Origin of the sequence: Acetobacter persici (genome assembly GCF_018256955.1) — a bacterium.
In the GTDB taxonomy this organism is placed as follows: domain Bacteria; phylum Pseudomonadota; class Alphaproteobacteria; order Acetobacterales; family Acetobacteraceae; genus Acetobacter; species Acetobacter persici.
Genome location: NZ_JAERKU010000002.1, coordinates 259,974 through 273,059, shown reverse-complemented (window position 1 = coordinate 273,059; position 13,086 = coordinate 259,974). Strand labels below are relative to the sequence as shown.

Annotated in this window: 14 protein-coding genes; 5 read left to right on the top strand and 9 right to left on the bottom strand. The window is 62.5% G+C overall.

Annotated elements, in window-relative coordinates:
* Nucleotides 1–32: 32 nt before the first annotated feature.
* The 9 genes from lspA to JK199_RS03375 all read right to left on the bottom strand — a co-directional run bounded on the left by lspA (nucleotide 33) and on the right by JK199_RS03375 (nucleotide 8,062).
* On the bottom strand, nucleotides 33–530 hold the full coding sequence (gene lspA / locus JK199_RS03415) for a signal peptidase II (RefSeq protein WP_077930228.1): 498 nt from the start codon (nucleotides 528–530) through the stop codon (nucleotides 33–35).
* Nucleotides 527–3,451 carry an isoleucine--tRNA ligase gene (ileS, locus tag JK199_RS03410; protein WP_212373878.1) on the bottom strand — a complete coding sequence of 975 codons (2,925 nt, stop codon included), beginning with the start codon at nucleotides 3,449–3,451 and terminating at the stop codon, nucleotides 527–529. The genes lspA and ileS overlap by 4 nt, the downstream gene beginning before the upstream one ends.
* A 128-nt stretch (nucleotides 3,452–3,579) precedes the next feature.
* A complete protein-coding gene (locus JK199_RS03405) occupies nucleotides 3,580–4,527 on the bottom strand; it encodes a bifunctional riboflavin kinase/FAD synthetase (protein WP_208864114.1) in 948 nt (315 codons plus the stop codon).
* Nucleotides 4,524–5,240, bottom strand: a complete 717-nt coding sequence (gene mtnC, locus JK199_RS03400; protein ID WP_212373876.1) for an acireductone synthase — start codon at nucleotides 5,238–5,240, stop codon at nucleotides 4,524–4,526. Before mtnC ends, JK199_RS03405 begins: the two co-directional genes overlap by 4 nt.
* Entirely contained in the window at nucleotides 5,237–5,782 is a 546-nt protein-coding gene (locus tag JK199_RS03395) for a 1,2-dihydroxy-3-keto-5-methylthiopentene dioxygenase (RefSeq protein ID WP_212373875.1), read from the bottom strand. Before JK199_RS03395 ends, mtnC begins: the two co-directional genes overlap by 4 nt.
* Nucleotides 5,779–6,399, bottom strand: a complete 621-nt coding sequence (locus tag JK199_RS03390; RefSeq protein ID WP_212373873.1) for a methylthioribulose 1-phosphate dehydratase — start codon at nucleotides 6,397–6,399, stop codon at nucleotides 5,779–5,781. The genes JK199_RS03395 and JK199_RS03390 overlap by 4 nt, the downstream gene beginning before the upstream one ends.
* Nucleotides 6,400–6,503: 104 nt before the next feature.
* Complete coding sequence (locus tag JK199_RS03385) at nucleotides 6,504–6,755, bottom strand: twin-arginine translocase TatA/TatE family subunit (protein WP_077930231.1); 252 nt, start codon at nucleotides 6,753–6,755, stop codon at nucleotides 6,504–6,506.
* Nucleotides 6,756–6,935: 180 nt separating this feature from the next.
* Nucleotides 6,936–7,394 carry a CHAP domain-containing protein gene (locus JK199_RS03380; protein WP_077930232.1) on the bottom strand — a complete coding sequence of 153 codons (459 nt, stop codon included), beginning with the start codon at nucleotides 7,392–7,394 and terminating at the stop codon, nucleotides 6,936–6,938.
* Nucleotides 7,391–8,062 carry a RecX family transcriptional regulator gene (locus JK199_RS03375; RefSeq protein WP_212356290.1) on the bottom strand — a complete coding sequence of 224 codons (672 nt, stop codon included), beginning with the start codon at nucleotides 8,060–8,062 and terminating at the stop codon, nucleotides 7,391–7,393. The genes JK199_RS03380 and JK199_RS03375 overlap by 4 nt, the downstream gene beginning before the upstream one ends.
* 245 nt (nucleotides 8,063–8,307) lie before the next feature.
* On the opposite strand from JK199_RS03375, the gene JK199_RS03370 reads away from it, so the two are divergent.
* The 5 genes from JK199_RS03370 (at nucleotide 8,308) to JK199_RS03350 (ending at nucleotide 13,036) form a co-directional block, all read left to right on the top strand.
* Entirely contained in the window at nucleotides 8,308–9,513 is a 1,206-nt protein-coding gene (locus JK199_RS03370) for an aspartate aminotransferase family protein (RefSeq protein ID WP_212373871.1), read from the top strand.
* The gene (argF, locus tag JK199_RS03365) at nucleotides 9,510–10,508 is read left to right on the top strand and encodes an ornithine carbamoyltransferase (RefSeq protein ID WP_077930236.1); all 999 of its coding nucleotides are present in this window, start codon (nucleotides 9,510–9,512) and stop codon (nucleotides 10,506–10,508) included. The genes JK199_RS03370 and argF overlap by 4 nt, the downstream gene beginning before the upstream one ends.
* 4 nt (nucleotides 10,509–10,512) lie before the next feature.
* On the top strand, nucleotides 10,513–10,830 hold the full coding sequence (locus JK199_RS03360; protein WP_212373869.1) for a hypothetical protein: 318 nt from the start codon (nucleotides 10,513–10,515) through the stop codon (nucleotides 10,828–10,830).
* 138 nt (nucleotides 10,831–10,968) lie between these two features.
* Nucleotides 10,969–11,919, top strand: a complete 951-nt coding sequence (hslO, locus tag JK199_RS03355) for an Hsp33 family molecular chaperone HslO (RefSeq protein ID WP_086655474.1) — start codon at nucleotides 10,969–10,971, stop codon at nucleotides 11,917–11,919.
* A 112-nt stretch (nucleotides 11,920–12,031) separates the two neighbouring features.
* The gene (locus JK199_RS03350) at nucleotides 12,032–13,036 is read left to right on the top strand and encodes a hypothetical protein (protein WP_212373867.1); all 1,005 of its coding nucleotides are present in this window, start codon (nucleotides 12,032–12,034) and stop codon (nucleotides 13,034–13,036) included.
* Nucleotides 13,037–13,086 lie beyond the last annotated feature (50 nt).

The window sequence follows — 13,086 nt, the reverse complement described above, 5'->3', positions numbered from 1 at the left end:
CAGCCTGCCGGTATGACAGGTTGCTTTATAAATCACGATGCCTGCTGCCTGCCTGCAAGGACATTCTGCAACACCAGAACACAGACTGCACATACAATAGCAGAGTCAGCCACATTAAACACATACCATGACCAACCAAAAGCATGTGCATGAATAAAATCGACCACCGCGCCATAGCGCACCCGGTCTATCACATTCCCAATGGCGCCGCCGGTAATGGCCCCGACACATGCCGCCGTCAGTTTACTGGGGGTTCTGGCCATCCACACCAGCAGACCGCACGCCACGCTGAGGGCAATGACGGAGAACAGAATACGCCCTGCATTGCCCAGCCCGCCAAACATGCCGAACGTGACAGCATGGTTCCAGACCATGGTAAAGTTCAGAAACGGCAGCACCTTAACGGACACACGGTCCGGCAGGTCCAGCCCGTATAAAATCCAGTATTTGCTGAGCTGATCTGCCGAGAGAGACAGCATCAACACCAGAAAACCGATGCCGAACGGCCGGCTGACGAGCGGCTTGCTCACTGGCCCTCCTGCACAGCCGTGACCACCTGCTGTTCCTGCTCCGCCACCACATCGGCACAACGCAGGCACAGGCCGGGGGCATCCGCCCGCGTGCCGGTTTCCGGCAGCACTTTCCAGCAGCGGGCGCATTTCTCACCCTCGGCCGGACGCACGACCGGCGCACCGTGCAGTTCACCGCCCTCGTCCCCCTCAACATAGACCGAGCCACTCTGGGGCGCGATCAGCACATCCACATGGGAGACAATGGCCAGTTCGCTCCAGTTTACCCCGGCAAACTCGGCGGCTTCCTTTTCAGACAAAGTGAGTTCCACCTGCGCCTGAAGGGAAGACCCGACCGTACCATCCCGCCGTGCCCCCTCGATTTCCGTGGTGATAATCCGGCGCACAGCGCGCAGGCGCGTCCAGCGTTCATCCAGTTCCGGATTATTCCATTCCGCAGGCAGGTCCGGGAAGGCTTGCAGATGCACGCTCTGCGCATCACCAAAACGGGCCGTCCAGGCTTCTTCCGCTGTAAAGACCAGCACCGGAGCCAGCCATGTTGTCAGGCAGCGATGCAGATGGTCCAGCACCGTGCGGGCCGCGCGCCGCGTCAGGCTGGAGGGCGCATCGCAATACAGCGTGTCCTTACGGATATCGAAATAGAACGCGGACAGATCCGTGGTGCAGAAACCATGCAGGGCCGGGTAGACACCCACCCATTCATGCGTTTCCACCGCGCGGGCCATCAGGCCGCCCAGATCGGTCAGGCGATGCAGCACCCAGCGTTCCAGTTCCGGAAGCTGCTCATACGGAAGCGCTTCTTCCCCCGTAAAGCCATCCAGTGCCCCCAGCAGCCAGCGCAGCGTATTGCGTAGGCGGCGGTAGAGTTCGCCCTGCTGTTTCAGGATTTCCTTGCCGATCCGCAGATCTTCGTTCGTGTCGGAGTTCATGACCCACAGCCGCAGGATATCCGCGCCCAGTTCATCATTCACTTCCTGCGGCGCAATCACGTTGCCCAGAGATTTGGACATTTTGCGCCCGTGCTCATCCAGCACGAACCCGTTGGTCACCACGGCCCTGAACGGGGAAATGCCACGGGTGCCAACACTTTCCAGCAGGGAGGACTGGAACCAGCCACGATGCTGGTCAGACCCTTCCAGATACAGATCCGCCGGGAAGGACAGACCGGGCTGGCCCAGCACGAAGGAATGGGTGGAGCCACTCTCGAACCAGACATCGACAATGTCGAACACCTGCTCGTACTCGTCAGCGTTGCGGCCTTCCCCAAGAAAGCGGGAGGCCGGAGAGCTGTACCAGGCGTCTGCCCCTTCCTCACGGAAGATGTCCACAACGCGCTGCATCACCTCGGCATCACGCAGGACTTCGCCGGTGCGTTTTTCAACAAACACGGCAATCGGCACGCCCCATGCGCGCTGGCGGCTGATGCACCAGTCCGGACGATTTTCAATCATGGAGGTCAGGCGGTTTCGGGCCTGCGCGGGCACAAACGTCACATCATCCAGCGCATCCAGCGCCTTCTGGCGGAGCGCGGACTCGCCATCCATCCGGATGAACCATTGCGGCGTAGCCCGGTAGATAACCGGCGCGCGGGAGCGCCAGGAATGTGGGTAGGAATGCACCAGTTCCCCACGCCCTACCAGACCGGCAGGCGCTGTGCCTGCGGCGTTGGCCTGCTCCATCACCGCGACCAGCGCGGCACAGACCGGGTCTGCCGCCTTGAACACATGGACACCCGCAAAACCCGGAACCCACGGCGCATAGGTGCCATCATCCTGCACGGTTTCCGGCACCTCAACGCCAAAGGATTTGCACAGGCGGAAGTCGTCCTCACCATGGGCCGGGGCCATATGGACAAGGCCTGTGCCTGCTTCGGTCGTGACGAATTCACCCGGCAGCATCGGCACATCATAATCATAACCCGCGCCACGCAGCGGATGCGCGCAGACAGCGCCCTCAAGCGCCTCACCCGGCAGGGTGTAGAGGATATGATGCGCGGAAATATGCGCTTCCTTGCAGAAGTTCTCCACCAGAGCTTCCGCCACCAGCACCTTCGCACCCGGTTCCAGCAGAGCCCCTTCACGCGTTTCATCCACGCGCAGCACCACGTAGGTAATGTCCGGCCCATAAGCCAGCGCGCGGTTACCGGGGATGGTCCACGGCGTGGTGGTCCAGATCACCACGGACACATCCTTGAGCGCCTGCGCAGGCGTGGGGTCTTTCACAATGGGGAAAGCCACCAGAATGGTTGTGGATTTATGGTCGTGATATTCAATTTCGGCTTCGGCCAGCGCGGTTTTTTCAACCGGGCTCCACATCACCGGACGCAGGCCACGATACAGACCGCCATTGAGCAGAAAACGCCCGATCTCACCCACAATGGCAGATTCGGAAGAGAAATCCATCGTCGCATAGCGGTTGGCCCATTCGGCCTGCACGCCCAGACGCTTGAACTCCTCCATCTGTACGCCAAGCCATTTGGCAGCATAGGCGCGGCATTCCGCCCGGAATTCCAGCACGGGCACGGAATCCTTGTCCCGTTTGGCCTTGCGGTATTCCTCTTCCACCTTCCACTCAATCGGCAGACCGTGGCAGTCCCAGCCCGGCACATACCGCACGGCATAGCCGGACATCCGGTGGGCGCGGTTAATGACGTCCTTATTGATCTTGTTCAGGGCGTGGCCGATGTGCAGATGGCCGTTGGCGTACGGAGGGCCATCATGCAGCGTAAATGCCGGACGGCCTTCCGCCTGCTGCGTGATCTGTGCATCCAGCCCGATCTCAGCCCACCGGGCAAGCCAGTCCGGCTCCCGCTTTGGCAGGTTGCCGCGCATGGGGAAGGACGTGCGGGGCAGAAAGACGGTATCGCGATACAGATCGGCGTTAGCGCTTTTCTCTGAATCACTGCTGCTGGATTTAGACATGGAACGGCAGGTGTCACTCTGGTTCGGGTTCAGCACAAGAACAGGCCCGCCAGACTGGCAGACCCGCAGGGGTATCCGTTATCCAAGCGCAAGCCCGCAGGGTCAAGCAGCAAGGAACAGTTCAGGGTTTAATGGCCAGGCAGCTCTTCGTCCAGAACAGCGCGGGCCTGTGCGGCATCCTGCGTAATCTGCTCTTTCAGCGCGTCCAGCCCGGCAAAGCGTTTTTCCGCCCGCAACATACGGTGCAGCGCCACGGAGAGCGTCTGGCCATACAGGTCGCCCTCAAAATCAAACAGATTGACTTCCAGCCGGCTCTCCTGCCCGTCATCAATCGTCGGGCGGCGGCCGATATTGGCAACGCCCGGCCGTGTCTGCCCACCCGGCAGACGCACCGTGACGGCATACACCCCCCGCGCAGGCTCCAGATGCCGCCCCAGCGGAATATTGGCGGTGGGAAAGCCCAGCAGGCGGCCACGTTTATCCCCGTGCTGCACCTCACCCCGGATAAACCATGGGCGACCCAGTTCTTCCGCCGCGCGTTCCGGGTAGCCATCCTGCAACAGCCGCCGGATACGCGAGGACGAATACGGCCCGGCAGCATCGGAGAGCGCCTGCACGGGCGTAAACCCCATCCCGAGTTCAGCAGAGCGTTCGGACAGGAAGCTCACGTCGCCCCCGCGCCGGTGGCCAAAAGCAAAATCCGGCCCACAGGCGACGTGCTTCAGCCCCAGCCCGTTGCACAGCACATCTTCCACAAACCGCTCGGCCGACATCTGGGAGAATGCTTCATCAAACCGGATCTGGAACACATGCCGCACGCCCAGCGCCTCAAGCGCCGCGCGCTTTTCCGCTGACAGTGTCAGGCGGAATGGCGGGTCCTGCGGGCGGAACAGTTCACGCGGATGCGGGTCAAACGTCACCACAGCCAGAGGAAGGTCTGGCCGTGCGGAGTGGAGGGTATGCACCAGATGAGCATGCCCAAGATGCACCCCGTCAAAATTCCCCAGAGCAGCAGCGCAGCCACGGGCCTCATCGGGAATTGCCGTCCAGTCCTCATGCAGCCGCGCCGTGATCACGCCTGCGGCTCCGCACCCGGCAGACCGAACAGGCGGGCGGCTTCCGGCAGGGTGGCCGCAACGGGGTGATGCTTCCCTGCCACGGTCCCGTCTTCCGGGCGCACAATCTGGCAGACCTGCACCCCGGCTTCCGCCGCGGCATCCAGTTCCGCCGTCACGTCAGACAGGAACAGCACGTCCTGCGCCTGCCAGCCGGTTTCCCGCAGAATGTTGCGATAGCTTTCCGCTTCTTTTTTTCCGCCAACCCGCAGATCAAAAAACTTGCTGAACAGCGGCGTCACGTCGCCCTGCTCCGTGTGGCCAAAAATCAGCTTCTGCGCAGGCTGGGAGCCGGAAGAATAGACTGCCAGTGTCAGCCCGGCCTTTGCCCATGTTTCCAGCGTGGGCACCACGTCCGGATAGAGGCTGGCAATCAGTTCCCCCCGCTGATAGCCCTGCGCCCAGACAATGCCCTGCAAGGCCTTGAGCGGGCCAACCTTGGCATCCGCATCCATCCAGCGCGTCAGTTGCTCCATAGGCGGCACGCCGGGGGCGAGACGGGCAATTTCTTCCAGTTCTGCATGCACCGCCGGGTCATGCGCCTGCTCGGCCACCAGAGCGGGCAGATGTTTGCGGGCATACGGGAACAGCACCTGATGCACGAAGGAAACCGGGGCCGTTGTGCCCTCAATATCCAGCAGAGCGACGCGCGGGGTGTGAGAGACTGCACTCATTGATCATAAGCCATAAAACGGTTTGCAAGGTCTGTGCCGGTGTAATCCGCTACCCAGCCTTCCTTGTGCGTAAAAATCCGCAGGGCCACCACATCCGGCTCCGGTCCGGCATCAAACCAGTGCTTTGTGCCTTCCGGCACGGAGATCAGGTCTGTCTGGGTGCATTCCACGTCATAAATCTTGTCGGCCAGATGCAGGATGAAGTGACCGGAGCCATGCACAAAAAAGCGTACTTCATCTTCACTATGCGTATGTTCGGACAGGAATTTTGCGCGGAGTGCTGCGCCGTTTGGTGTATCCGGCCCTACGCGCATGACATCGGCTGAGCCAGCCCCGGTCTCCCCCATCAGCTTATCCAGAAACGGGCGATAGGTGGCCAGAACTGTCTCCGCATCGGCAGAGCGTGGCGGAATGTCCGGCCCCTGCCACCGCTCAAACCGCACCCCCAGCGGACGCAGCAGATTGGCCATTTCCACCGGGTCCTGCGTGTGCAGAACGGGCGTTTCCGGCACGGTATCCTGATAAATGGTCAGTGCGCTCACAGCCCCAGCTTCCTTCTTTCCAGCAGGCAGGCCAGCAGGAATTCCAGCCCTTCCAGCCGGGCAAGTGCGGTGGGCATATCCTTGCCCCACACATACACACCGTGGCCACGGATAATATATCCGGCAGGCATCGCGCCAAAAGACGGTGCGACGACTTTCGCCAGACGGGCGATATCCTGATCATTTGCAAACAGTGGCACCGGCACGGAAGCCTCATGCGTGGTCTGGCCGGCAAACACCTTCTGCACTTCATAATCCGTAAGGTGCAGAGCGGGGCCTTTTTCAATCATCGAGAGCACGGTGGAGGCCACGGAATGTCCATGCAGCACGGCACCGGCACTCGGGTCCTGCTGGTAGATCTGGCAATGCAGCAGGGTTTCCGCACTTGGCTTATCCCCGCTACGATGCGGCTGCCCGGCCTCATCAACCGTGATCACATCCTCCGCCGTCAGGAAGCCTTTATGGCACCCGGAGCGGGTAATGGCGATGCGCCCATCTGGCAGGCGGCGGCTGATATTGCCCGCAGTCGCAGGCACCCAGCCACGTACATCCATCCGCTGCCCAGCCGCCAGAATATCCTGCGTGGCGCGTGCAAAATCCGTCATGCTCTCGCTCATTATTTTATTCCGGCCCTGTTCGCGGCCCTGATCTTACGCCACCTGACCCTCAGCCAGCAGACCGCACGCCGGCGGCCTGCCTCTGGCCCGCCGTATGGCCGGGCTCAGGGCTGGCGCGTTTTTTCAGGCTGCACAGCGGCGGGGTCTGCCGGGTTTGCCGCAGGCGGCGGGGAAATATGGCCACCGGCGCGCGGAGCCGGTTCGTCCATCGGTTCATCATCCGCCATGTGCTTCTTGAAGGATTTAATCCCCTTCGCGAAATCACCCATCATGGAGCTGATCTTGCCGCCACCGCCAAAAACCACCAGCACAACCGCAAGCACAATCAGCCAGTGCCAGATGCTTAAGCTACCCATTCAACAGCCCTCTGTTTAACAGGCCGGCGCACTGCGAACGGCCCAAATTCCCTGTTTCTGTTCTGAACCACATGGCGGTGCTTCCCCCATCATGCAAGCCCGATCTCTCGGCCGGGCCTGAAAAACGGGGCAAACCACCCTCAAATCACCCTGCGGACCAGTCCCCCGGCGGATGCCAGCCTATGAGCTGCCACCCTCCAGCACAGGTTCTATAAATCCATACGCAGGGTAGACGGTTTTCCCCATGCCGTGAATAGGCGTCCACCAGACCCGCACCTGCGTCCAGTTATTCCCCGGTGAGACATCCTCCACCGGCGCACGGCGCGTCACCCGCCCCGGCTCCCAGTTGGCATGGTCCACCAGCACAAGGCGCGAATTTTTCACGGCCCGCACCACAGAGACATGCCCGGATGGCAGCCGCCGGGTGGAGCGGAACACAAGCACCTCCCCCGGCTCCGGCGTGGAGGTGCGGGTATATCGCCCTCCGGCCTGCCGCCACCAGCTTGCCGCAGCCCCGCGCAACTGCACCCCGGAATGCTCCCGCGCATACGGGGCACACTGTACGGACCCACCCCATCCGCCATGGCCTGCACAGGCGGCCAGCAGCAGGGGCAGAAAAAGAACACTCCAACGCTTCACGACTCGGCCCTCAAACGCTCCATCCACTCCTGCGCCTCCGCCGGGTCCATTTCCAGAACCCGCTGCGCCACATCCCGCCCAAACCCGGCGCGGGCCAGAATACCCATAGCCCGCCGCTCTTCCGCCACTTCCGGGCTCAGGCCATATCCACCCTCTTCCTCCTGTGGCGCAACACGCGGGGGCCTGAGGGACGGCACCCCGGCAAACGGCCCCAGCCTGCGCTTACGCGCCAGCACAAGAGCGGAGGATAGTTCGACCTCGGCAGGAGAAAACCCTTCCACCACCTCCTGCAAGGCGGCGTCCCGCACATCCGCCTCAACCCCGCGCGCGGCAAGATGCGCCTGCACCGCCCGGCCGGAGCGGCCAGACCGCACCAGCCTGCGGGCGCGGGCCTGCGCAAAAGCAGCGTCATCCACTGCCCCCAGCCGGATCATCTCTTCCGCCACAGCCTCTACCACCGGGCGCAGGGCGGCTGCTGCGGTGCGCACATCCTCCTGCTCGGCTCCGGCTTTCAGAGCACTCCGCTCCCAGCGGGCAATACGGCGCAGCAGAACCTGCTCCAGCCCCTGCCGCGTGGTGGCAAAGCGCGCCAGATGCGCAAGGGCGGCCTCCCGCAGCACCTTGCGGTCGGGTGGGGGCACAGCGGCGGAGTCAGTCTCGGATCCCATACCCGCCCTTATGCCCTATTTTGCGGTCAAAAGACCATTCATGACCCGCAAACCCCCTCCGCGCGCAAGAAATGTGACAGTTTCATGCGAGATTTTCGTTTTAGGCGTTTGACTCTGCGCGCAGGACAGCCGCATCATGCCGGATGCAAACGGGTCGCCCGCTCCAGACAGGCAGCGGGCGTTTTCTGTTTTGCATCCTTTTCCTTTTTTGCTGATCACCTCAACGCAACACAAAGAACTGTTCCATGATTCCAGCCCTGACACCGACCTACAACCGTGCCTCCCTCGCTTTTGAGCGTGGCGAAGGCGCCTGGCTGTACACGACGGACGGGCGACGATTCCTGGACTTTGCCGCGGGCATTGCCACCTGCTCCATCGGGCATGCGCACCCGCACATGGTCAGTGAACTCACCGGCCAGATCGGGCGGGTGATGCATGTCTCCAACCTGTTCCAGATTCCGCAGGCCATCCGGCTGGCGGAACGGCTGGTGGCCAACAGCTTTGCGGACAGCGTGTTCTTCTGCAATTCCGGCGCGGAAGCCAATGAAGGCATGGTGAAGTTCGCCCGCCGGGCGCAGGCTCTGTCCGGCCACCCGGAGCGGACAGACATTATCTGTATGGATGGCGCATTTCATGGCCGGACGCTGGCCATGCTCTCCGCCACCGGCAACCCGAAATATCTGGAAGGCTTCGGCACCCCGGTGCCGGGCTTTGTGCATGTCCCGTTTAATGACATTGCGGCCCTGAAAGCCGCCATCACCCCGCAGACAGCCGCCATCATGCTGGAACCCATTCAGGGGGAAAGCGGTATCAAGGTTGCAAGCCCGGAGTATCTCAAAGCAGTTCGCGCCCTGTGTGATGAAACCGGGGTGCTGCTCGCACTGGATGAAGTGCAGTGCGGCGTGGGCCGGACAGGCAAACTGTTTGCGCATGAATGGGCCGGTATTACGCCGGATGTTATGTCCGCCGCCAAAGGTCTGGGCGGGGGCTTTCCCATCGGGGCAGTTCTGGCGACGGAAGCCGTCGCGAAGAACATGACGGCGGGCACCCACGGCACCACATTTGGCGGCAACCCGCTGGCCTGCACGGCGGCCAATGCCGTGCTGGACGTTCTGCTGGCCCCCGGCTTTCTGGAGCAGGTTCAGGCCCGCGCCGCGCTGCTGGACAGCCTGCTGGATGATCTGGTGCGGAACGCCCCCGCTGTCTTTGCGGAACGGCGCGGCCTTGGCCTGCTGATCGGCCTGCGCTGCGTGCCGCCTGTCGGCACGGTGCAGGCTGCGGCGCAGGAGGCCGATCTGCTGTGCGTCACAGCGGGCGAGAACGTGCTGCGTCTGGTCCCGCCCCTTACCATTTCTGAAGATGAGTGCCGTGAGGCCGCCGCCCGCCTGAAAAAAGCGGTGCAGATTTTGACTGACACCCAGAACACAAAAACACTGGAGCCAAGCCTGTGAGTGCTGCCCTTTCCTCTCTGTCCTCCACCACGACGCAGTCCGGGCCGCGCCACTTTCTCGACCTGAAAGATCTGGACGCCACAACGCTCCGCCAGATTCTCGATGTTGCTGCGGGCATGAAGCAGATGCAGAAGGGCCGCCGCTTCCCGCTGCATCCGCGCGTGCCGCTGGCAGGCCGGGCGCTTGGCATTATTCTCTCCAAGCCCTCAACCCGCACCCGCGTTTCTTTTGAAGTCGGGATTCGTCAGCTTGGGGGGGATGCCGTCATTCTCTCCCCGTCCGATATGCAGATTGGCCGCGGCGAGACCATTACGGACACCGCCCGCGTTCTCTCCCGCTTTGTGGATGCGCTGGTGCTGCGCACGGGCCGCACGGAAAACCTGCATGAGCTGGCGCGGGCCGCCAGCGTGCCGGTTATCAACGGTCTGACGCCGTCCTCGCACCCCGTGCAGATTCTGGCCGATATCCTGACTTATGAAGAGCATCGCGGCCCGGTCAAAGGCCGCACCTTTGCCTGGACGGGGGACGGCAACAACGTGCTGGTCTCCCTGATTGAAGGGGCCGTGCGCTTTGGCTTCAAGCTCCGGGCCGCCACCCCGGCGGATATGGCCCCGCCGCAGGCCGTGCTGGACTGGGCCAGACAGGAAGGCGGCGATGTGGTGCTGACCACGGACCCGCGCGCTGCCGTGGACGGCGCTGACTGCGTGGTGACGGATACATGGCTCAGCATGTCGGATTCGGAAGAAGAAGCCGCGATGCGCCTCGCCAAACTTTCTCCCTACCGGGTCGACGCTGCCCTGATGGCTCTGGCCGCGCCAGATGCCCTGTTCATGCACTGCCTGCCCGCCCATATTGGGGAGGAAGTGACGGAAGGCGTGTTTGAAGGCCCGCAATCCGTAGTGTTTGATGAAGCCGAAAACCGTCTCCATGCCCAGAAGGGCCTGCTGGCCTGGACCATGGGCGGAGAGAACTGGCTCTCTTTCGGGAAGGAATGAGCGTATGAAGGACGCAGGCACACCGGCACACCCCACCGGCACGGAAGACACACCCGCCACACCGGGCTGGGTGGAAGACAGTCTGGACCTTATTCTGGCCAGCCTGCCCGTTGCAGCGGATAAGCTCGCGTCCTTCCGCGCCTCCTATCTGGACTGTCTGGCAGGCTGCGGCCGCACGGCGGATCTGGACCGCGCGCATGATGCCTGCCGTCAGGGCTTTCTGCGCGCCGTGAAGGATGGGCTGGAACTGGATGCCAGCACACTCCGCACACTGGAACAGCAGCTTGAACAGCTCGAACTGTCCATTTCCTCAGAGATCTGAACCCGCCGGGGCCTGACGCTCCGGCGTCTGCCGTTCCTCGGCCTTTCCGCAGCCTGCCTCCGTCTGGCCGGGACACCCCCTGTTATTGCGGGGGATGCCTCCCCATATCCTCAGCACTGATCGTTCTTAAGGTTTTTTATGGAAACTCCTGCTTTTCTTGACCGTGACCGCCCGGATGTGCCGGATCTGGTCGTGCCCGGTGGTGTGACACCTTTTTATCTGCAAGGCCGCCCCGTGCGCGGGCGACTGGTGCGCCTTGGCGTGCTGACCGATGTGCTTCTGACGCGCCATGACCACCCCGGCGTAGTCAACCGTCTGGCAGGCAAGGCTCTGGCGCTGGTGGCCGGTCTGGCCTCCGCGCTGAAGTTTCAGGGCGCGTTTTCCCTCCAGATCAAAGGGGATGGCCCCGTCACCATGCTGGTGGCTGACTGCACGGATACCGGTGCGCTGCGCTTTTACGCCCGCACGGATGAGGATGCGCTCAACACCCTGCTTCAGGACACCCCGAACCCGACCGACCGGGAACTGCTGGGCAATGGCTATATGGCCCTGACAGTGGATCAGGGGCCGGACATGGAGCGGCATCAGGGGATTGTGGACCTTGCGGGCGATGACCTTGCCGCCATGGCCACCCATTACTTCAAAACCAGTGAGCAGCATGCCTGCTGGATCTATCTGTGCTGCACCATGACGGATGCCGGCTGGCGCGCAGGCGGCCTTGTGCTGGAACGCATTGCCGGTGAAGGCGGCACCCATGTTGTGGGCGATGAAAACGCTGACGCAAGCTGGGAGACCGCCACCATTCTGGCCTCCACCCTCTCCACCAAGGAAGTGCTGGACGACAGCCTGCCGTCTGCCACGCTGCTGCACCGCCTGTTCCATCAGGAAGATCTTCAGGTCAGCCAGCCTCGTGCGCTTGCCTATGGCTGCCGGTGCTCCCGCGCCCGTCTGGCCAGCGTGCTGGAAGGGTTTGACACGGATGATCTGGACCATATGTGCCAGGATGACGGGCAGATTGTGATGACGTGTGAATTCTGCAATCACGACTTCCGCTTCCCGCGCACGGAAATTACGCCGCGCACCCTGTAAGGGCGCGCGGCACAGAACCGTTGACCGCCTTTATCACCGGAGGCAGGATTTCGGCTGCCTTATCCGGACCCCGCATCCGGACTCTGCGCCTTTGTTGAAGGACCGTGTTTCCATGTCGCTGTTTTCTCGCCCGCTTCGCGCAACATGCTCTGTCGCTCTGCTCCTCCCCGCCTTTCTGGCAGGCTGCGCGGGCGATAAGCAGCCGACACACTTTGCCCCCCTGCGTTATGATTATCTGAGCGTGATGCATTTGAATGCAGGCACGCTGGAGATTGAAGACGCAACCCAGCAGAACCCGGTTGCCGGGGATATCAGCGCCAACGCCCCCACCCTACCGGCGCAGGCCCTCCGCCAGATGGCGCAGGACCGTCTGGTGGCCGCAGGCGCATCCGGCACGGCAAAATTTGTGATTGATCAGGCTTCCATCCTGCACAATGCCGGGGGCGTGCTTGTGGGGCAGATGGCTGTGCATCTGGTGCTGCTCAACAGCGGCGGCACGCAGGCGGCACGGGCGGAAGCCCATGTCTCCCAGACCATGCGGCCCGACCTGTCCAAAGGAGATGCGGACAGCCCGGCCAACCTGTACGAACTCACCTCGGACATGATGCAGCGCATGAACGTGGAGTTTGAATATCAGGTGCGCAACACCATGAAAGACTGGATGGTGGATGCAGGTGGCACACCCGTTGGCTCCGCCATTCAGAGCCAGTCCCTTGATGCACCGGGCGCAAAAAGCAGCACCGCCGCCAAAGCTGCTACAGCCGCAGCCGTGCCCGCCGCCGCAACGGCGCCTGCGCTGGCAACACCCACCATCACAACGCCGGAGGTGGCTACACCCACCATCACGACCCCGGCCGTCACGGTCCCGGCTATCACCACACCGGATGTGTCCGTGCCGGATGCCACGCCGTCCGCCACTGTGCCAGAAAATGCCCCCAGCACTGATACGGCGTCAGGCAGCACAAAGAAAACCAGCACCTCTTCCACCAAAACCTCTGAACCCGACCCGGTTTTTCCGGCGGGCGAAGATGATGACAGCGCCAGTTCCAGCACCAGCGCTTCCACGCCAAAGGTGCGCTCCCCCGAGCCGGGCGTTCTGAAGCTGCCTAAAAAATAAGCCGACATAACACCGTGTGCCCTGCCCTCTTTTCCGGCAGGGCACACGGC

Excerpts from the sequence above, each read along its gene's own strand:
- hslO (WP_086655474.1), top strand. The coding sequence starts at position 10,969 with ATGGAAACTCCTGCTTTTCTTGACCGTGACCGCCCGGATGTGCCGGAT.
- JK199_RS03385 (WP_077930231.1), bottom strand. The coding sequence starts at position 6,755 with ATGGGTAGCTTAAGCATCTGGCACTGGCTGATTGTGCTTGCGGTTGTG.
- JK199_RS03360 (WP_212373869.1), top strand. The coding sequence starts at position 10,513 with ATGAAGGACGCAGGCACACCGGCACACCCCACCGGCACGGAAGACACA.
- JK199_RS03370 (WP_212373871.1), top strand. The coding sequence starts at position 8,308 with ATGATTCCAGCCCTGACACCGACCTACAACCGTGCCTCCCTCGCTTTT.
- JK199_RS03350 (WP_212373867.1), top strand. The coding sequence starts at position 12,032 with ATGTCGCTGTTTTCTCGCCCGCTTCGCGCAACATGCTCTGTCGCTCTG.
- mtnC (WP_212373876.1), bottom strand. The coding sequence starts at position 5,240 with ATGAGTGCAGTCTCTCACACCCCGCGCGTCGCTCTGCTGGATATTGAG.
- JK199_RS03375 (WP_212356290.1), bottom strand. The coding sequence starts at position 8,062 with ATGGGATCCGAGACTGACTCCGCCGCTGTGCCCCCACCCGACCGCAAG.
- ileS (WP_212373878.1), bottom strand. The coding sequence starts at position 3,451 with ATGTCTAAATCCAGCAGCAGTGATTCAGAGAAAAGCGCTAACGCCGAT.
- JK199_RS03390 (WP_212373873.1), bottom strand. The coding sequence starts at position 6,399 with ATGAGCGAGAGCATGACGGATTTTGCACGCGCCACGCAGGATATTCTG.